Here is a 19,670-nt window from a genome sequence, read left to right as displayed (position 1 = left end):
ATGGAGAGATGGCTGAGCGGTTGAAAGCACCGGTCTTGAAAACCGGCAAAGGGGCAACTCTTTCCTGGGTTCGAATCCCAGTCTCTCCGCCATTTTTTATTTGAACTTAAAATTTTTAAATAAAGTATTTATCTTGCTGTTTTTAAATTCTATACTTGTCTCTAAACCATTATAGAAGTTATAAAGATTATTATCATCAATTTCTAATAGTTTAATTAACTCATCTAAATCTTCTTTATTTAATTTATCAATGTATTGATTAGTAAATGCACCAAGAAGTTTATCCATTTCTTTTGTCCCACGATAATTAGATCTGTAAATAATTTTCTTTTTTAATTGGTCTATATTGACTGACATAATTAGAATATATTAGTAGTTAATGAATTTTAAAAGTAATTATCAATATTTATTATCCGATTTGAATAAATTAAAAGGCGTTGGTAATAAAACAGCCAGTTTATTAAAGAAGAAAAAAATAAATACTATCTTTGATATCTTATGGAAACTTCCAAAATCATATACTGATAGGAGCAAATCTTCAAAAATTAAAGATTTAAAAATAGGAGAAATTCAGACTATTACAATAATTCCTCAAAAATACCAGTTTCCACGAATAAAAAATTTACCTAATAGAGTTATTTGCAAAGATGATACTGGAGAAATTGAATGTGTTTTTTTCAACAGTTATGAAGGTTATATAAAAAAAATATTACCCATTGGAAACGAAATAACATTAAGTGGCAAAATAAAATATTTTAGAAACAAATATCAGCTTACTAATCCTAAATATATTTCTGAAGATTCTTCTTTGATTAAACAAAAACATAATACTTACTCTTTAACTGAAGGAATAAGTGAAAAAATTTACAACAAAATTATTTCTCAAATATTACAACTTTTACCTGATTTTGATGAATGGCATTCTGAAGAAATCATGAAAAAATTTGACAATATAAGTTGGAACAATTCTATAAAAGAATTACACAAGCCACAAAATATTGGAAAATTTAAAGAAAATTTTTATCAAAGATTAGCTTTTGATGAAATTTTTTCAACTTTTTTGGTTAATTCAGAAATTAGAAAAAAAATTAAAAAAATCAAAAAAATTAAAAAAAAGTTTAATATTAAAAAACAAAATGAATTAATTTCAACCTTAGGATTCTCACTTACAAATGATCAAAAAAAAGCTATAGATGAAATTAATATTGATTTGCTCTCATCTAATAAAATGTTTAGACTTTTACAAGGAGATGTGGGTAGTGGAAAAACAATTGTATCATTATTAGCAGCACACAATACAATTAATTCAGGATTCCAAGTTGCCTTTATGGCACCTACAGAAATTTTAGCCAGACAACATTATTTATTAGCAAAAAAATTATTTACTAAAAATATAAATATTGCTTTAATTTCTGGAAAATCAAAATATCAAGAAAAAAAAGTAATATTAGAAGACTTATTAAATCATAAAACTAACATCATATTTGGAACTCACGCTATTTTTCAAAAAAAAATTGAATTTAAAAAACTTGGACTAATTATAATTGATGAACAACATAAATTTGGAGTTAATCAAAGAAAAAAATTGTCTGATAAAGGGGGTAAAAATTGTGATGTATTATTAATGACAGCAACCCCTATTCCAAGAACTCTTACCATGACTATATACGGTGATATGGATCTTTCTATTATTCGTGAAAAACCAAAAATGCGTAAACCAGTTAAAACTTATAGTAAACTTGAAAATAATATAGATGATATAATCAGATTTATCAAAAAAGAAATGAATCTAGGAAATCAAATTTTCTGGGTTTGTCCACTAATAGAAGAGTCTAAAAAAATTGACCATCAATCAGCTATAAAGAAATATGAATATCTTAAAAAAATTTTTCCAAATCAAGTATCTCTACTTCATGGAAAAACATCTATTGATGAAAAAGAAATTATTTTAAATAGATTTTTAAACAAAAAATTCAGCATATTAGTTTCCACTACAATTATTGAAGTTGGTATAGATTTTCCAAATGCTAATGTAATAATTATTGAAAATGCAAATAAATTTGGACTATCTCAATTACATCAATTACGAGGAAGAGTCGGTCGTGGATCTAAAGACTCCACTTGTATTTTAATGTTTAAATCAAATTTGAGTGATAATGCAAAAAAAAGAATAAATATTCTTAAAAATTCAAATGATGGATTTATAATATCTGAGGAAGATATGAAATTAAGAGGTTTTGGTGATATATTAGGATTTAAACAAAGTGGTATTAAAAATTTTAGATTAGCTGACCCTGTTCATAATAATGACCTTTTTCTTTTAGCTGAAAAAGAAATAAAAAGAATAGAAAATACAAAAGAGAATATTGGTAAATTTAAACCTTTAATTAAATTATACGATAGAGCAGATATAATAAATGATATTGCCTAGACTTTATCAGAAGAAGTTCCAGCAGAAACAATAAATTTAGATGCCTCTTCAAATGACATATCTAAATAAATAACATCTTCAATTGGAAACATTAATAAAAAACCACTCGTAGGGTTAGGTGTGGTTGGAACAAAAACATTAATTAATTTTTTATTTGTTTTATTAGCCATCTCACCTTTATTTTCTTTAGTAGCAAAGCCAACAGCCCAAACACCTTTTCTTGGATATTCAATCAAAACTACACTTTTTTTATTATTATCCTTATTTGAAAAAGTTTCAGTCATTTGTACTATTGCAGAATAAATAGCTCTTAAAAAGGGAATTCTTTTAAAAAGATCATCAATTAATTTAAGAATTCTTTTTCCTAAAAAAGAAAGAGATAATCCACCTACGATAGTAATTAAAATAACTGAGATAAGAATTTCAATTCCAGGGATTGCATAAGGAAGATAACTATTAGGATTTATGTTTTCTGGAATAATTCTTGATGAGACACCAATTAAAATTTTACTAAGATATAATGTAAATCCTATAGGAATTAGTACAACGACACCAGTTATAAAATAATTTCTTAGGATTAAGGTTATAGACCTTTTTTTTTTATCTTTTTTCATATTTTAAGTATAACTAGCATAAATTACAAATGAAATTGCAATTAAAAATAGGATTAATAGTATTTTATTGTTAAGATTCATATTAAAATATATTATCAATGTTATGTAAAAATGAATAGAAGAAAATTCTTATCATATGTTGGTTGTGGTTGTTGTGGTTTTTTACTCAATTCCTGTTCAACAGCTCCGATCACAGATAGAAAACAATTATCGATTGTTTCAGAAGCCAAACTAAATGCACAAGCTGCTCAAATATTTGAAAAAATAAAAAAAAAAGAAAAGATGAGCACTGACCTTAAATCGCTAAATCAAATAAAAGAAATTGGAAAAAAGATGGAATATTCTATAGGTGAGTATTTCTATAAATCAAAACTAGATGATCCAACTGTAAATTTTGATTGGGAATATATTTTAATAGAAAATAAAAAAGTAAGAAATGCATGGTGTATGCCTGGTGGTAAAATAGCAGTTTACACAGGTATGCTTGAGGTAACAAAAAATATAAACGGTTTAGCAGCTGTAATGGGCCATGAAATAGCTCATGCTGTTGCAAAACACTCTATTGAAAGAGCTAGTCGAGGTGTATTGTTGAATTCTGGTACTCAAATAGTTGATATTTTAAGTGGCGGTAAATTATCTAAAATTAATAGAACCACTGGAATGAATACTGTTGGTATGCTCTCTCAGCTAGGAATTATGTATCCATTTAATAGAAAACAAGAAAGTGAAGCTGATTATCTTGGTTTAATTTTCTCCTCTTTATCAGGTTATGATATCAGGGAAACGACTAAAATTTGGGAAAGAATGAAAGAATATAATAAAGGAAAAGAACAATCAGAATTTATGAGTACACATCCTTCTCCTGATAATAGAATTAAAAAAATTAACGAATGGACTAACAATATTATTCTAGATTTTCCACCAATAAAAAAAATTTAATTCTTATGGTGAGCCGTGATGGACTCGAACCATCGACCCATTCCTTAAAAGGGAATTGCTCTACCAACTGAGCTAACGGCCCATATTTCTCAAAAGAATAATGTGTATACAGATTTATATAAATAATTCAAATAGGAATTTGTGAGACAAATAGTTTCTAAATTACAACTTATCAATGTATTTATCGTGAAATTTGTCAAATGTGCCAGACTCAATATTTTTTCTGATACAACTCATTAGTTCTTGATAAAAATTAATATTATGTAGTGTTAATAACATTGAACCTAAGATTTCATTTGTGTTGAATAAATGATTCAAATAATTTTTTGAATATTTATTTAAATTCAAATTAGTACAACTTTCATCTAGCGGAGAATTATCATTTTGATACTTGTTATTTTTTATATTAATTCTTCCATTCCAGGTAAAGGCTAAACCTGTACGACCAGATCTAGTAGGCATTACGCAATCAAACATATCAATGCCTCTTTTAACAGCTCCTAAAATATCAGATGGAGTCCCTACTCCCATAAGATAATGTGGTTTATTTTCAGGCATTTCGTCTTTAATTTCATCTAAAACTTTAAACATTTCTCGTTGAGTTTCGCCAACAGCTAATCCACCAATCGCATATCCATCAAAGTCAATTTTCATTAATTCTTTTAATGAATGAATTCTCAAATCTTTAAATAAACCTCCCTGAATAATACCAAAAAGAGCTTTATGAGGATTTATTCCAAATGCCTTTTTTGATCTTTCTGCCCAATACAAAGATAATTGCATTGATTTTTTAATTAATTCATAATTATCAGTTTTTTTTGGACATTCGTCCATGATCATTACAATATCAGAATTTAAACCAAGTTGAATTCTTATACTCTCCTCCGGACTTAAATAAAATTTCTTTCCATCGATATGAGAATTAAAAATAGCACCTTTTTCACGATCTATTTTATTTAATTTTGAAAGAGACATGACTTGAAATCCACCTGAGTCAGTAAGAATTGGTAAATCACAGTTCATAAATTTATGTAAACCACCAGCATTTTTAATTCGATCAACACCTGGTCTAATCATCAAATGATAAGTGTTACCTAAGATTATTTCTGATCCAGTTTTTTTTATATCATCGATTGTACAAGCTTTAACTGTGGCCTGTGTACCAACAGGCATAAATGCAGGGGTTTTAATGTCTCCTCTATGGGTTTCGATTAAACCAACTCTAGCATAATTATCTTTTTTTTTAAGTTTAAAGGCAAAATCTTTTAATGCCATTAATTTTTATAATGATTTAAAACTAATTATCTTGTCTGGATCAGATACCGCACCATTATTATTTTCATCACCACGTTTTATTTTATCAACAAACTCCATACCTTCTATGACTTTGCCAAAAACAGTATATTGATTATCTAAAAAAGGAGCAGGTTTAAAACAAATAAAAAATTGACTATTAGCACTATTTGGATCTGATGATCTAGCCATAGACAAAGTTCCTCTATCGTGTGGAAGGGAACTAAACTCTTGAGCTAAATCTGGCAATTCAGAACCACCCATACCTGCCATTCTTAAATTAAAATCTTTTGATGATGAATTACCAAATTTTACATCCCCTGTTTGGGCCATAAATCCATCAATTACTCTATGAAATACTACATTATCATATTTACCACTATTAGCTAGTTCTTTAATTCGTTTTACATGATTTGGTGCGACATCCTCAAATAGCTCTATTTTAACATCACCATCTTTAAGTTTTAAGATCATTATATTTTCCTCCGACATTGTTTGATTTGTAATTAAAAAAAAGAAAATTAAAATATTTATAAATAATCTATTCATATTTGCTTTTTAATAATTTGATTGTGCTTTTAGTTGTAAATTTTTTAATATCACCTTTTAATTTAACAATTTCTTTTACAAATCTTGATGAAATAATTTGATTTTCAACATCAGACATTAAAAAAAGAGTTTCAATATTCTTATTTAATTTACGATTCATTCCTGCTAATTGAAATTCATATTCAAAATCTGATACAGCTCTTAAACCTCTTAAAATAACATTAGATTTATATTTTTTACATAGATCTGTTGTTAAAGATGAAAAAGAAATAACTATAACTTTTTTTTTACTTAATTTCAGATCTAAAAATAGAGCTTTTTTTACAATTTCAATACGCTCACTTGCGTCAAACAGGTAATCTTTATTATCTACATTAGAAACTGCTACTATGATTTTATTAAATAATTTTAAACCTTTTTTAATTACATCTATGTGACCAAATGTAATTGGATCAAACGTTCCAGGGTAAATAGCAGTTTTATTCATTAAACTAAATTATCATCTATTTTATCAGCTGAAACAACTTTTTCTTCTCCTGTGAGTTTGATAATTCTTACACCTTGCGTATTTCTTCCTGCTGTACGAATTTCTTTTACCGCAACCCTAATAACTCTACCTTTATTAGTTGATATCAATATTTCATCACCATCAAATACAGGAAAAGAAGAGGATATATTTCCATTTCTTGGAGAATTGACTATTCCAATAATGCCCTTACCGCCTCTATTTGTTAATCGATATTCTGTATGTGATGTTTTTTTTCCAAAACCATTTTCTGTTATTGATAAAATAAATTTTTCTTTGGCTTTTATTTCAGATTTTTCATCTTTTGTTTTTTTTCCATTTTTTGAACTTTTGTCATTATCTATGATCGAAAGAGATACTATTTTATCGTTAGGAGCTAAAATAATCCCCTTTATTCCTTTAGAAGATCTACCCTTGAAAACTCTCAGTTTTTTTGATTCAAACCTAATACATTTACCAAATTTAGTGCTTAAAATAACATCTTGATCGTCAGTACAAATCTTAACACCAACAATTTTATCATTATTATCTAATTTCATTGCAATTTTACCAGCAGTATTTATTGAAGAAAAATCTTCCAAACTATTTTTCCTAATTTTACCCTGAGCTGTAGCAAAAATAATTTGATAATTCTTTAGTTCTGAATCATTTTCAGGGAAAGGCATTATAGAACTTATCGATTGATGGTTTTTTAAAGGTAAAATATTAAATAAAGACTTGCCTTTTGATGCAGCGGAGCCCTCAGGTATTTTCCAAGCTTTAATCTTATATACGAGACCTTCAGTAGAAAAAAACAATACTGATGTATGGGTATTTACAGATAAAGTTTGAACTACAGAGTCTTCATTTCTAGTAGTAATACCTGTTTTTCCTTTGCCGCCTCTTTTTTGTGTCTTAACACTGTTTAAAGAACCTCTTTTGATATAACCTTGTAATGTAACAGTGATTAAAACTGATTGTTTTTGAATTGTTTCCTCAATATCATAATTCAATACTGCATCAATTATTTTTGTTCTTCGGGGGATAGAGTATTTTTCCTTGATATTTTTTAGCTCTTCACTAATTACTTTTAATAATTCTTTTTTTGAAGAAATTATTTTCTTATATTGAGTTATTAAGTCAGCTAATTTTTTTATTTCAATTTCAATTTCATTAATCCCTAGTGCTGTTAATTTTTGCAATCTTAATTCTAAAATTGCATTAACTTGAGATTCTGAAAGAGAATATAAATTAGTAGATTTTTTATTTTCAACTAATGAAATTAATTTTCTTGATTTATTAATTTTCCATTTTGTTTTTAAAATTGATTTTTTTGCATCATCCGGAGTTTTAGATGATCTAATAATCTTAATTACCTTGTCTAAATTTTCAACTGATACAGATAATCCAATTAATATATGAGCTCTTTCTTCTGCTTTTTGTAAATCAAATTTAGTTTTTTTAACTACAACATCTTCTCTGAATGATAAAAAATTTGTTAAAAAATCTTTGAGGTTACACGTTTCAGGTTTGCCATTGACAATAGCTAGAGTATTAAAACCAAATGAACTTTCTATTTGTGTATTTTTGTATAGTTGTCTTTTGACTGTTTCTGGCTCAACACCATTTCGTAAATCTATTGAGACTCTAATACCCTCGCGATTTGACTCATCTCTAATATCTCTGATACCTTCTATTTTTTTTTCTCTTACTAATTGGGCAATTCTTTCATTCAAAATTGACTTGTTTACCTGGTAAGGTATTGAGGTAATAACTAATCTTTCTCTTCCATTTTTTAAACTTTCGATAGAAATTTCTCCTCTAATTTTAAATGACCCTCTACCTTTATTATATCCCTGTTTAATCATGTCTTTTCCAATTATCACACCACCAGTTGGAAAATCTGGTCCAGGAATATATTTCATAAGATCTTTTATTTTAATATCTTTATTTTCTATAAGAGCTAAAGTTCCATTAATAATCTCTCCTAAATTATGTGGAGGTATACTTGTGGCCATACCTACAGCTATACCACCTGCTCCATTGACTAATAAATTAGGAAATTGAGCTGGTAAAACTGTTGGCTCTTTTTCAGTTTCATCATAATTATTCTTAAAAGAAATTGTATTTTTTTCAATATCATCAATTAAAAATTGAGAAACTTTGGAAAGTCTCGTCTCAGTATATCTCATTGCAGCTGCTGGATCACCATCGATAGACCCAAAATTTCCTTGTCCATCTACTAATGGCAAACTCATTGAAAAATCTTGCACCATTCTTACTAATGCATCGTAGACAGATTGATCACCATGAGGATGATATTTACCTATCACGTCACCCACAATTCTAGCTGATTTCCTAAATTGTTTAGACCAATCGTAACCACCTTTGTACATTGCATACAAAATTCTTCTATGAACTGGTTTTAAACCATCTCTAATATCTGGGAGTGCTCTACTAACTATAACACTCATTGCATATGAAAGATAAGATGAGCTCATCTCATCATGCATTGATATCAGTTTAATATTTCTATCTTCAGGAACTTCTGTTTTTTGCATAATAATTAAAATGGAATATCATCATCCATGTCATTAGAAATTTGAGACATGTCATCGTTACCACTAGAAGACTGGGTATTATCATTTGAAATACCACCACCAGTGTTTCCTCCACCAAGCATTGTTAAAGAAGAATTATATCCTTGAATAACTACCTCTGTTGAATATTTGTCTTGACCAGATTGTTCATCTTTCCATTTTCTAGTTGTGAGCTGTCCTTCAACGTAAATCTGCGCACCCTTTTTTAAATATTGCTGGACTACATTTACCAAACCTTCATTAAATACAACTATACGGTGCCACTCTGTTTTTTCTTTTTTTTCACCAGTATTTTTATCTTTCCAAGATTGACTTGTGGCTAAACTCAGTCTAGCTACACTTTTTCCATTTACCATTTGTTTGATTTCTGGGTCTGCGCCCAAACGACCAATTAAAAGTACTTTATTTAAACTTCCAGCCATAATATTTTAATATTTGTTAAATTAATTAATTAGAATTATATCACAATTTACTCTGAATATTAATTTTATTAAGTCAAAGCAACAAAAATTATGATTAAAAAGATAGTTATTAAGGGAGCAAAAGAACATAATTTAAAGAATATTTCTTTAGAAATTCCAAAAGATAAATTTGTGGTAATTACAGGCTTATCTGGATCTGGAAAATCGTCACTTGCTTTCGATACAGTATACGCTGAAGGTCAACGGAGATATGTTGAAAGTTTATCTGCTTATGCAAGACAATTCTTAGATAAGATGAAAAAACCAAATGTTGATTTAATTGAAGGATTAAGTCCAGCTATCTCAATAGAACAAAAAAATACATCCAAAAATCCAAGGTCAACTGTGGCTACTGTAACTGAGATTTATGACTACATGAGAGTATTATACGCAAGAGCCGGCGTACCATATTCTCCTTTCACAGGTAAACCAATAACTTCACAAACAATCACTCAAATTGTAGATCGTATTAAAGAACTTCCTAAAAAAGCAACAATTTATGTTTATGCACCAGTTGTTAGAGGGCGTAAGGGTGAATATAAAAAAGAAATATTGAGTTATAAAAAAAGAGGTTTTAGAAAAATTAAAGTAGATAATGTAATATATGATATCGATAAAGTTCCAGAATTAAATAAGAAAACCAAACATGATATCTATATCTTAGTAGATAGAATAATTCTTAATTCTTCTTTAGGTAATAGATTAGCTGAAAGTATTGAAACTTCAGTAAACCTAGCCAACGGATTAGTTTTTGTAGAATATGAAGATGAAACATTGCCAAAAAAATTTAGAAAATTAGAAAAACTAATATTTTCAACTAAATTTGCATGTCCTGAGAGTGGTTTCACTATTGAGGAAATAGAACCTAGATTATTTTCCTTTAATAGTCCATTTGGTGCTTGTGAAGAGTGTGAAGGTATAGGTATTAAATTAAACGTTGATCCAAATCTTGTTGTTCCAAATGAAAAAAAATCCATTGCTGATGGTGCTATTGAGCCTTGGGCGAAAACAACAACACTATATTATGCACAAACATTATCTTCATTAGCTAAACATTATAATTTTTCTTTAGATGAGAAATGGTCGAAGTTACCAAAAAAAATTAAGGATATCATTCTTTATGGATCTGATGAAGAAGAAATTAAATTTTCATATGATGACGGTTATGAAAAATATTCACACAAAAAAACTTTTGAAGGAGTTATTAATAATCTTGAAAGAAGATATTTAGAAACAGATAGTGACTGGAAAAGAGAGGAAATTGCTCAATATCAATCAGATACTAAATGTGAAAGATGTAATGGCCATAGGCTGAAAGATGAAGCTCTATGTGTAAAAATTGATGGATTGCATATTAGTGAAGTAACTGAAAAATCTATTTTAGATGCTGCAAAATGGTTTGAAGATCTTCAAAATAATTTAGATAAACGACAATTTAAAATTGCTGAACACATCTTAAAAGAAATTAATGAGAGATTAACATTCTTATTAAATGTTGGTCTTGATTATCTGACTTTATCAAGAGAATCTGGAACACTATCTGGTGGAGAAGCTCAAAGAATAAGATTAGCCTCTCAAATTGGATCTGGTCTTACAGGTGTACTTTATGTACTAGATGAACCTTCAATAGGATTGCATCAAAAAGATAATGTTAAATTAATTAATGCATTAAAAAGATTAAGAGATTTAGGAAATACTGTTATTGTTGTTGAGCATGATACAGAAACAATGGAAAATGCAGATCATATAATTGATCTTGGACCCGAAGCTGGTAATAAAGGTGGACAAGTAGTAGCTCAAGGAAATTTTAAAGAAATAAGTCAAAATAAAGATAGCATTACAGGAAAATATTTATCAAATAGGTTAAAAATAGATGTACCAAAGAAAAGAAGATTAGCAAAAAATGGAAGGTTTTTAGAAATAACTGGAGCAACTGGTAATAATTTAGATAATGTTAACTTAAAGATTCCTCTAGGAAGTCTAACATGTGTTACTGGTGTATCAGGGAGTGGAAAATCAACACTAGTTTTGCAAACATTGTACAACGCTTTAAATTTAACTTTAAACAATAATAAATCTAGAAAAATCCCAAAACCATTTAAAGGTTTTAAGGGAACAGAACTTATAGACAAGATAATTGATATTGATCAATCACCAATTGGTAGAACTCCTAGATCAAATCCTGCAACGTATACTGGAGCATTTGGTCCTATAAGAGATTGGTTTACAGGACTGCCAGAGTCAAAAACAAGAGGATATAAACCAGGAAGATTTTCATTTAATGTCAAAGGAGGTAGATGTGAAGCTTGTGAAGGAGATGGTGTTATAACTTATGAAATGCACTTTCTTCCTGATGTTTATATTCAATGTGATGAATGTAAAGGAACGAGATATAATAGAGAAACTCTTGAAATAAAATTTAAAGATAAAAGTATAGCAGATGTATTGAACATGACAGTTGATGAAGGTTGTGAATATTTTGAAAATATTTCGAATATAAAAACAAAATTACTAACTCTTAAAAAAGTAGGTTTGGGTTATATAAAAATTGGTCAACAAGCGACCACTTTATCTGGTGGTGAAGCTCAAAGAATAAAATTAGCAAAAGAATTATCCAAGAGATCTACTGGCAGAACAATGTATATACTTGATGAGCCAACTACTGGACTCCATCAACATGATATTAAAAAATTATTAGAAATTCTGCATACTTTTGTCGCGCTAGGAAATACAGTTGTTGTAATAGAACACAATCTTGATGTGATAAAAACTGCTGATTATATAGTAGATATGGGGCCTGAAGGTGGTGTTAAAGGTGGAAAAATAATTGCTGAAGGAAAACCTGAAGAAATTTGTAAGGTTGGTGAGAGTTATACAGGGAAATTTCTAAAAGCCCTTTTAAATTAAATAATTAATATTGTCATATCCATTAATTTGAGTATAAAATTAGAAATGGGAAATTTACTTTCATCATTATCAAAAACAATTCATGCTTCATTATCTATTGCTGTTGTTTTGTTTATTGGCCTTTTTTATCAAAATGATGGATTTAGTTTTGACAGAATTTTTTGGAGCTGGTTCACAAGATATGTTCATGTTGTTGTAGGTATAATGTGGATTGGTTTATTATGGTATTTTAATTTTGTTCAAATACCTAATATGGGAAAAATTCCCGATGAACAAAAACCTGCAATTGGAAAAGTAATTGCACCAGCTGCATTATTTTATTTTAGATGGGCAGCAGCTTTTACTGTTTTATCAGGATTAATATTGGCTGGTCTTAATGGTTATTTACATGATGCAATGACTTTAAGTATTGGTTCAGGCGTACCAAAACATACTGCTATTGGATTAGGTATGTGGCTTGGGCTAATTATGGCATTTAATGTTTGGTTTGTTATATGGCCAAATCAAAAAAGAGCATTGGGTATCGTTGAATGTGATCCTGAACTCAAAGCTAAATCAGCCAGAACAGCAATGTTATTTTCAAGAACTAATACGCTATTGTCTTTACCGATGTTATTAACAATGGTAGCGGCTCAAAATTTATATTAATTTTTTTCGTCTTCTCTTAAAATAGTTTTTTGAGATACTTTAAGTCTCACCAGGACTGTATTAGCTATATATATCGATGAATATGTTCCAAATACCACTCCAAAAATCATTGCCAAAGAAAACCCTTTTAATATTTCACCACCAAAGAAAAAAATTGATAATAAAGCTAAAAGTGTAGTTATTGAGGTAATTAAAGTTCTAGATAAAGTTTCATTTATAGAAATATTTGTTAAATCATAAATTTTTATATCTGAATATTTTCTAAGATTTTCTCTAACTCTATCAAAAATAACTACCGTATCATTCATAGAATATCCTACTATTGTTAATACAGCAGCAATAATAGATAAATTTATTTCAAGTCCAAACAAAGAAAACAAACCTAATGTTACTATCACATCATGGAATAAAGCAAAAATAGCTCCTAAGCTAAATTGCCACTCAAATCTTATCCAAATATAAATAAGCATTAATAAAAGAGCTACAGAAATAGCTATTACTCCTGATTTAAGTAATTCAGCACTTACCTTGGGTCCAACATTTTCAACTCTTCTAAAGTCAAATTGATTACCAAAAGATTTGTCTAAATTAATTTTAATTTCTTCAATGACATTTTTGTTACTATTATTTTCAAATTTAATTAAAAAGTCTTTATTATTTCCAAAATTTTTTACTGAAACATCTCCCAAATTCATCGAATTAAGATTATCTCTTAAAGATGAAACATTAATTTTATTATCACTCGCTCTAAGCTCAATTAATGTTCCACCTTTAAAATCGATACCAAAATTAAGACCTTTGAAAGAAAGCAACAATAAAGAGGCTACAACTAGCGTTATAGATAGAATATTAAAATGGTTATAATATTTATTAAAAGCAATCATCTAGATTAATCCTTCTTTCTCTTTATTTTTCGATACGTACAAAACAGTTAATAATCTAGCTATAAAATAAACAGAGAATAATGTTGTGAATATTCCAATTCCTAACGTTAAAGAAAATCCTTTTATTGGACCAGATCCCATAAAAAATAAAATAATTGCAGCTAACAAAGTTGTTATATTTGCATCTAAAATAGCTGTTCTTGATTTAGTGTATCCACTATCAAAAGCTATAAGATTATTCTTTTCATTTTTCAATTCTTCTTTAATTCTCTCAAAAATAAGAACATTCGCATCTACTGCCATACCAACAGTTAATATTATTCCAGCTATACCAGGTAATGTTAAAGTGGCCTCAAAAATTGTTAAGATTCCAATTAATAAAAATAAATTAATAATCAAAGTTACATTTGTGATTAATCCAAATATTTTATACTTTGTAAAAATAAATATTATTACAAGGACAAAACCAATCGCTAAAGCTATCATTCCAGCATTGATAGAATCTTGTCCCAAATCAGGACCTACAGTTCGCTCTTCGATTATATTCATTGGAGCAGGTAATGCTCCTGATCTTAGAAGTAGAGCAAGGTCTGTAGCTGATTGAAAAGTAAATCCACCACTTATTTGTCCTGATCCACTAGCAATTGTATCCCTTATAACTGGAGCACTTATTATTTTACCATCTAGAACTATTGCTAATTGTTTACCAATACCAGTTGAAGTTGCTTTACCAAATCTTTTAGCTCCTACCCTATCAAGTGTAAAGGAAACCACTGTCTCGTTTGTTTCACTATTCATTCTTGGTTGAGCATCTAAGAGGTTATCTCCACTTAAAATAATTCTTTTACTAACTGTAGCTTCTTCGGAAGTATCTGCATATTTTAGTTTTTCTGTGCCAAATGAATCTTCTTGATTATTAGTAACAAATCTAAACGTTAAATTAGCTGTTTTACCCAATAATGATTTTATTCTCATCGGATCGTCTAATCCCGGTAATTCAACTAATATTCTATCATTACCTCTTTTTAAAATATTAGGTTCATTAGTTCCAATTTCATCTATACGTCTTCTTACTATTTCTAAAGCTTGATCCTGTGATGAAGTTTTAAGTTTAACAATTCCTTGATCTGAAAAACTTACATAAAAGATATTGTCTTTTTCAATTATATCTAATTGATGTTTTTTAAACCTAGGATAATAAGGATTTAAATCACTTTCTTGATTATTAAATTCATCTAAAATTGTCTGTTTAAAATCATCATCTACCGAAAATATAATTTGTTGATCTAAAAGTTTAAGATTTTTTATTCTAATATTTTTTTCTTTAAAATAATTTCTAATAGTTGTAGTTAAATTTTGTAATTTTTGTTCTATAACTGGTGTGTTATCAATTTCTAATAAAAGATATGAACCACCTTGTAAATCTAAACCAAGATTAATCTTTTTATTTAAAAATTTATTATCAAAATTGAAAAGATTTGATGAAGCAATTAAAATAAATACTAGCGATAATAAAAAAATAGTAATTATTCTTAACTTTGAAAAATATAACACTTTATTTCAACAAAATTATTTTTTAACTTCTGTATTATTCATTAAGCTTTGAACACCTGTGCCTCGAATAACTTCGACAGTAACATTATCAGCAATTTCTACTTCAACTTTATCATTATCAACAACACGAGTGATAGTTCCAGTAATCCCACCAGATGTCACAATCTTGTCGCCTTTTTTTAACCCTTCAACCATTGCTTTGTGTTCTTTAACTTTTTTTTGCTGAGGTCTTATTAAGAAAAAATAAAAAATAACAAAAATTAATATTAATGGTATAAATTGACCTATTCCTGAACTTTCCATAAAACTCCTTAATTAAAAAAGAATATTTATACTATCTATACAGTTAAAACAACTTTAATTGAGTGAAATTTTTTCTAAATTATTCATATATGGTCTAAGTGCCTTTGGTACTATTACTGAACCATCTTTTTGCTGATAATTTTCTAAAATAGCAATTAAAGTTCTTCCAACAGCTAAGCCGCTTCCATTAAGTGTACCAGCAAATACAGTTTCTTTGTTTTGATCTTTATATCTTGCTTTCATCCTGACAGCTTGAAATGTTCCACAAGAAGAACAAGATGAAATTTCTCTATATTTATTTTCTGAAGGCAGCCATACTTCTATGTCATAAGTTTTTTCAGCACTAAAACCCATATCACCACTACATAAAATTACCTTTCTATAAGGTAGCTCTAATAAATCTAAAATACCTGTTGCACAATTAGTCATTCTTTCTAATTCTTCCATACATTTTGATTGTTCAACAATACTAACCATTTCAACTTTATAAAATTGATGTTGTCTAATCATTCCTTTTGTGTCTTTACCATAACTACCAGCCTCCTTTCTAAAACAGGGTGTGGATGCAACAAATCTCATAGGAAGAGATTTAAGATCTATCATCTTATCCTTAACAATATTTGTTAAAATAACTTCTGCTGTCGGTATTAAAAATTTTCTTTCACTACCTTCATCTAATTTTACTTCAAATTGATCATTTTCAAATTTAGGAAGTTGACCAGTTCCATACATAGTATTTTCAGAAGCTAATAATGGTGGTGAAATTTCTTCATAACCATTTTTACTTATATGAATATCTAACATAAAATTTGAAATAGCCCTCTCTAGTAATGCTAATTTATTTTTTACAAAAACAAATCTTGAGCCTGTAGTCTTAGTTGCTAAATCAAAATCAAGCATATTAAGATTTTCTCCAATTTCGTAATGAGATTTTGGATTAAAATCAAACTGAGGTATTTTTCCTGATTTTATAACTTCAAGATTATCATTTTCATCTTTTCCATTTGGAACGTCATTATGCGGAATATTTGGTATGTTTGACAAAATTTTTTCCAAACTATCTTTAATCTTTTTCTGTTTTTCTGAAATTTCATCAATTGTTTGTGAAATTTCTTTAGATTTAGCAAATAAAGATTTATCTTTAGATTTTGATATATCTTTTTTTTCTTTTTCTAGTGTTTCTTTTTTTTGAATTAAATCTCTATTTTGAAAATCTAAATCTTTTAATTTTTTAAAATCTATATCTACAGATCTTTTTTCAAGAGATTTTTCAAAATTATCAAAATCTTTTCTAATTTCTTTTAAATTATGCATCAGAATTTTTTAAATTTTTGTTCTCTATAAATTTTACCGAAAAAATTGACAATTCATATAAAATTAATAATGGTATTGCTAAACCAATTTGAGTAATTGGATCCGGTGGTGTCAATAAGGCAGCAGCTGCAAATATAATAACTACGACATATTTTCTCCTTTTTTTCAAAAATTCAGAATCAACTAAACCTACTCTAGCTAAAAGACTTAGAACAACTGGTAATTGGAAACTTATTCCAAAAGCGAAAATTAACTTCATAACTAAAGAAAGATATTCATTAACTTTTGCTTCAAGTTGAATTGGTAAATTAGTGGACAAACCACTGCTTTCAAATGATAAAAAAAACTTAATCGCTAGCGGCATTATTAGATAATAAACCAACATACCACCCAAGAAAAATAAAATTGGTGTTAATACCAGATAAGGCAAAATTGCTATTTTTTCGTGTTTATAAAGACCTGGGGCAATAAATTTCCAAATTTGCATTAAGATATAAGGACACGTAACAAAAAAAGCTGTAAAAAAAGAAACTTTTAAATATGTTAAAAATGTTTCTTGTAGTGCAGTAAAAATTAATCTTCTGTCTGATCCATCATCCTTTACAGCTTTAGCAAAAGGCTCTACCAAAAATCCATATAAATGTTCTGCAAAAAAATAACAAACTACAAAAAAAATAATCAAAAATATAAAACTATTAATCAGTCTTTTTCTTAATTCTGCTAAATGACTTACAAAGCCACTTTCATTTTCATCATGATTCATCTTTATTTTCTTCTTTTTTTTCTATTTTATTGTCTTCAAGATCAATATTTGAAACTTCATTTTGAATATTGTTTATATATTTTTTTGTTGTGCCAATCCAAGAACCAACTTTTTTCAACATAATAGGAAAGTCTTTTGGTCCAAGAACTACAATAGCTATCGCAACCACTATTAAAATCTCAAACCAACCAATAGTAGGCATGTGATTTATTCTTTTTTGTTTGTATCTTGATTATCGTCGGAAAGATTTTTAGGTTCGTTGTCATCAGTCACATCTGATGCCATTCCTTTTTTAAAACTCTTAATTCCTTTAGCAACGTCACCCATTAAACTAGATATTTTACCTCTACCAAATAATAATACTACTAGTATTACAACAATTGCTATTTGCCAAATTCCAATGCTCATGAAAAAGTTATAACCTTTTTATTAATGATTTAAAAGTCAAATATGATGTTTTATTTTTCTTCTTCTGAATCAAGAGTACTATTAAGCATTTCATCAATATTTGAATAAATGTCTTCTTTTTTGTCGTCTTGCTTTTCTTTATAGAATTTACCTGTACCAAAAATGGCGTTATCTATATTTGTACTATCAATTAAACCAGCTGCACCTAGTTCATCTACAGTTGGCAAATCGGAGAGTTTTTGTAAGTTAAAATGACTTAAAAAATCATCTGTTGTTATATATTGAATGGGTTTACCAGGAACATTTTTTCTTCCTCCTGGTTTGACCCAGTTTAACTCCATTAATATCTCTAAAGTATTTGTTCCAAAAGCAACCCCTCTTATTTCTTCAATTTCAGCTCTCGTAACTGGTTGATGATAAACAATAATTGCAAGAGTTTCGATTGCTGCTCTTGATAATTTCTTTTCGACAGTTTTTTCCTGTGTCATCAAATTTGATAAATTTGGTGAAGTTCTAAATGACCATTTTTTGGAAATACAAACTAAATTTATTCCACGGTCTGAATATTCTGATTGAAGTTTTAATAGTATCTTTTCTACATCAGTTTTTTTAGAAATTTTATTTTCAATAGTTTCAATATCTAAGGGTTCGGCTGCAGCAAAAACTATACCTTCAATTTCTTTTTCAATGGAAGATAGTTTTGTTGGAAAATTTATTATATTGTCTTTTTTTTTAATTTTTTTTTTTATCATTTGTTCTCTTTTATATAAATATCATCAAATAAGTTATCTTGTTTAATACTCAAATTACCTTCTTTCACTAATTCTAAAGAACCTGCAAATATTCCGGCCTTGCCAGTTCTTTTATATTTAGTTCCCTTCTTAAAATTTTTTGGAATCAGATCATCCAGTTTTTTCCAGTCTATTAATTTACCAAAAAAATCTCTTATAGTTTTTATCCCTTCTTCAGTAGTGAATACAGGCAATTTGGGAATATTTATTTTCTGAAAATCTTTAGTCATAATTATTGTAGAATAAGTCTTTAATAATTCGAATAAATTAACTTTGTATTCACTATTATAAATTGGTCTAATACCTGCTCTCATACCTCTGGTTCTAATTTCTCTTCCTAATCTTTTTCTTTTTAACATTTGTTCAGATAACAATCTTATCAGTTCAAGTTTTTTAAGTTGAAGTTTTAATTTTTCTGCAACTTCTTGAACTTTAAATTCTTCTTCTGGTGTACCTGGTAATAATAATTTAGATTTTAAATAAGCTAACCAAGTAGCCATTAATAAATATTCTGAGGCAATTTCTAAGTTTAAATTTTTTTCTTTAGTTATGAAGTCATGAAATTGATCTGCTAATTTTGTAATTGATATATTTTCTAAATTTACTTTTTGAGCTTTAGCTAAATCCAAAAGAACATCTAAAGGACCATTATAATTTTCAATATCTACTTTAAAAAATGCAGAATCATTTTCTATCATAAAATAAT

20 protein-coding genes and 2 tRNA genes are annotated in these 19,670 nt (G+C 28.0%); 5 read left to right on the top strand and 17 right to left on the bottom strand.

Annotated elements, in window-relative coordinates; all coding sequences use genetic code 11:
• The first annotated feature begins 2 nt into the window (after nucleotides 1–2).
• Nucleotides 3–92 (top strand) — tRNA-Ser (locus ACTTAV_RS04435).
• Nucleotides 93–96: 4 nt separating this feature from the next.
• Here ACTTAV_RS04435 and ACTTAV_RS04430 read toward each other — a convergent pair.
• Nucleotides 97–357, bottom strand: a complete 261-nt coding sequence (locus tag ACTTAV_RS04430; RefSeq protein ID WP_440670480.1) for a succinate dehydrogenase assembly factor 2 — start codon at nucleotides 355–357, stop codon at nucleotides 97–99.
• Between the two features lie 22 nt (nucleotides 358–379).
• On the opposite strand from ACTTAV_RS04430, the gene recG reads away from it, so the two are divergent.
• A complete protein-coding gene (gene recG / locus ACTTAV_RS04425) occupies nucleotides 380–2,431 on the top strand; it encodes an ATP-dependent DNA helicase RecG (RefSeq protein WP_440670479.1) in 2,052 nt (683 codons plus the stop codon).
• Here the strand turns inward: recG and ACTTAV_RS04420 are convergent.
• Nucleotides 2,428–3,045: a DUF502 domain-containing protein gene (locus ACTTAV_RS04420; protein WP_440670478.1), complete on the bottom strand. Its 618-nt coding sequence runs from the start codon at nucleotides 3,043–3,045 to the stop codon at nucleotides 2,428–2,430. The genes recG and ACTTAV_RS04420 overlap by 4 nt on opposite strands.
• Before the next feature lie 111 nt (nucleotides 3,046–3,156).
• Here ACTTAV_RS04420 and ACTTAV_RS04415 point away from each other — a divergent pair, with 111 nt between their 5' ends.
• Complete coding sequence (locus tag ACTTAV_RS04415; RefSeq protein WP_440670477.1) at nucleotides 3,157–3,984, top strand: M48 family metallopeptidase; 828 nt, start codon at nucleotides 3,157–3,159, stop codon at nucleotides 3,982–3,984.
• Between the two features lie 6 nt (nucleotides 3,985–3,990).
• Here the strand turns inward: ACTTAV_RS04415 and ACTTAV_RS04410 are convergent.
• The 6 genes from ACTTAV_RS04410 to ssb form a co-directional block, all read right to left on the bottom strand.
• A tRNA-Lys gene (locus tag ACTTAV_RS04410) sits at nucleotides 3,991–4,066 on the bottom strand.
• Nucleotides 4,067–4,146: 80 nt separating this feature from the next.
• Nucleotides 4,147–5,259, bottom strand: coding sequence for a tRNA guanosine(34) transglycosylase Tgt (tgt, locus tag ACTTAV_RS04405; RefSeq protein WP_440670476.1), 1,113 nt, complete (start codon nucleotides 5,257–5,259; stop codon nucleotides 4,147–4,149).
• Between the two features lie 6 nt (nucleotides 5,260–5,265).
• Nucleotides 5,266–5,826, bottom strand: a complete 561-nt coding sequence (locus tag ACTTAV_RS04400) for a peptidylprolyl isomerase (RefSeq protein ID WP_440670475.1) — start codon at nucleotides 5,824–5,826, stop codon at nucleotides 5,266–5,268.
• Nucleotides 5,819–6,313 carry a pantetheine-phosphate adenylyltransferase gene (gene coaD / locus ACTTAV_RS04395; protein ID WP_440670474.1) on the bottom strand — a complete coding sequence of 165 codons (495 nt, stop codon included), beginning with the start codon at nucleotides 6,311–6,313 and terminating at the stop codon, nucleotides 5,819–5,821. The genes ACTTAV_RS04400 and coaD overlap by 8 nt, the downstream gene beginning before the upstream one ends.
• Nucleotides 6,313–8,892, bottom strand: a complete 2,580-nt coding sequence (gene gyrA / locus ACTTAV_RS04390) for a DNA gyrase subunit A (RefSeq protein WP_440670473.1) — start codon at nucleotides 8,890–8,892, stop codon at nucleotides 6,313–6,315. Before gyrA ends, coaD begins: the two co-directional genes overlap by 1 nt.
• Nucleotides 8,893–8,897: 5 nt before the next feature.
• On the bottom strand, nucleotides 8,898–9,353 hold the full coding sequence (ssb, locus tag ACTTAV_RS04385; RefSeq protein WP_440670472.1) for a single-stranded DNA-binding protein: 456 nt from the start codon (nucleotides 9,351–9,353) through the stop codon (nucleotides 8,898–8,900).
• 90 nt (nucleotides 9,354–9,443) lie between these two features.
• Here ssb and uvrA point away from each other — a divergent pair, with 90 nt between their 5' ends.
• Nucleotides 9,444–12,299 carry an excinuclease ABC subunit UvrA gene (uvrA, locus tag ACTTAV_RS04380; RefSeq protein ID WP_440670471.1) on the top strand — a complete coding sequence of 952 codons (2,856 nt, stop codon included), beginning with the start codon at nucleotides 9,444–9,446 and terminating at the stop codon, nucleotides 12,297–12,299.
• A gap of 45 nt (nucleotides 12,300–12,344) precedes the next feature.
• Complete coding sequence (locus ACTTAV_RS04375) at nucleotides 12,345–12,947, top strand: urate hydroxylase PuuD (protein WP_440671030.1); 603 nt, start codon at nucleotides 12,345–12,347, stop codon at nucleotides 12,945–12,947.
• Here the strand turns inward: ACTTAV_RS04375 and secF are convergent.
• Genes secF through ACTTAV_RS04330 form a run of 9 tightly spaced genes read right to left on the bottom strand, consistent with a single transcriptional unit; the run spans nucleotide 12,944 to nucleotide 19,662 of the window.
• Nucleotides 12,944–13,831 (bottom strand): protein translocase subunit SecF, encoded by an 888-nt coding sequence (gene secF / locus ACTTAV_RS04370; protein WP_440670470.1) that lies wholly within the window; start codon nucleotides 13,829–13,831, stop codon nucleotides 12,944–12,946. The genes ACTTAV_RS04375 and secF overlap by 4 nt on opposite strands.
• Nucleotides 13,832–15,385 carry a protein translocase subunit SecD gene (secD, locus tag ACTTAV_RS04365; protein WP_440670469.1) on the bottom strand — a complete coding sequence of 518 codons (1,554 nt, stop codon included), beginning with the start codon at nucleotides 15,383–15,385 and terminating at the stop codon, nucleotides 13,832–13,834.
• 15 nt (nucleotides 15,386–15,400) lie between these two features.
• Entirely contained in the window at nucleotides 15,401–15,688 is a 288-nt protein-coding gene (gene yajC / locus ACTTAV_RS04360; RefSeq protein ID WP_440670468.1) for a preprotein translocase subunit YajC, read from the bottom strand.
• 54 nt (nucleotides 15,689–15,742) lie between these two features.
• Nucleotides 15,743–17,002 carry a serine--tRNA ligase gene (gene serS / locus ACTTAV_RS04355; RefSeq protein ID WP_440670467.1) on the bottom strand — a complete coding sequence of 420 codons (1,260 nt, stop codon included), beginning with the start codon at nucleotides 17,000–17,002 and terminating at the stop codon, nucleotides 15,743–15,745.
• Complete coding sequence (gene tatC / locus ACTTAV_RS04350) at nucleotides 16,995–17,765, bottom strand: twin-arginine translocase subunit TatC (protein WP_440670465.1); 771 nt, start codon at nucleotides 17,763–17,765, stop codon at nucleotides 16,995–16,997. Before tatC ends, serS begins: the two co-directional genes overlap by 8 nt.
• The gene (gene tatB / locus ACTTAV_RS04345; protein ID WP_440670464.1) at nucleotides 17,755–17,967 is read right to left on the bottom strand and encodes a Sec-independent protein translocase protein TatB; all 213 of its coding nucleotides are present in this window, start codon (nucleotides 17,965–17,967) and stop codon (nucleotides 17,755–17,757) included. Before tatB ends, tatC begins: the two co-directional genes overlap by 11 nt.
• A gap of 5 nt (nucleotides 17,968–17,972) precedes the next feature.
• Complete coding sequence (tatA, locus tag ACTTAV_RS04340) at nucleotides 17,973–18,173, bottom strand: twin-arginine translocase TatA/TatE family subunit (protein WP_440670463.1); 201 nt, start codon at nucleotides 18,171–18,173, stop codon at nucleotides 17,973–17,975.
• A 50-nt stretch (nucleotides 18,174–18,223) separates the two neighbouring features.
• Entirely contained in the window at nucleotides 18,224–18,925 is a 702-nt protein-coding gene (gene scpB, locus ACTTAV_RS04335; RefSeq protein WP_440670462.1) for an SMC-Scp complex subunit ScpB, read from the bottom strand.
• Nucleotides 18,922–19,662 carry a segregation and condensation protein A gene (locus ACTTAV_RS04330; protein ID WP_440670461.1) on the bottom strand — a complete coding sequence of 247 codons (741 nt, stop codon included), beginning with the start codon at nucleotides 19,660–19,662 and terminating at the stop codon, nucleotides 18,922–18,924. Before ACTTAV_RS04330 ends, scpB begins: the two co-directional genes overlap by 4 nt.
• Between the last annotated feature and the right edge of the window lie 8 nt (nucleotides 19,663–19,670).

It is taken from the genome of Candidatus Pelagibacter sp. HIMB1483 (assembly GCF_052048135.1).
Lineage (GTDB): Bacteria > Pseudomonadota > Alphaproteobacteria > Pelagibacterales > Pelagibacteraceae > Pelagibacter.
This window is presented reverse-complemented; position numbering and strand designations above follow the sequence as displayed.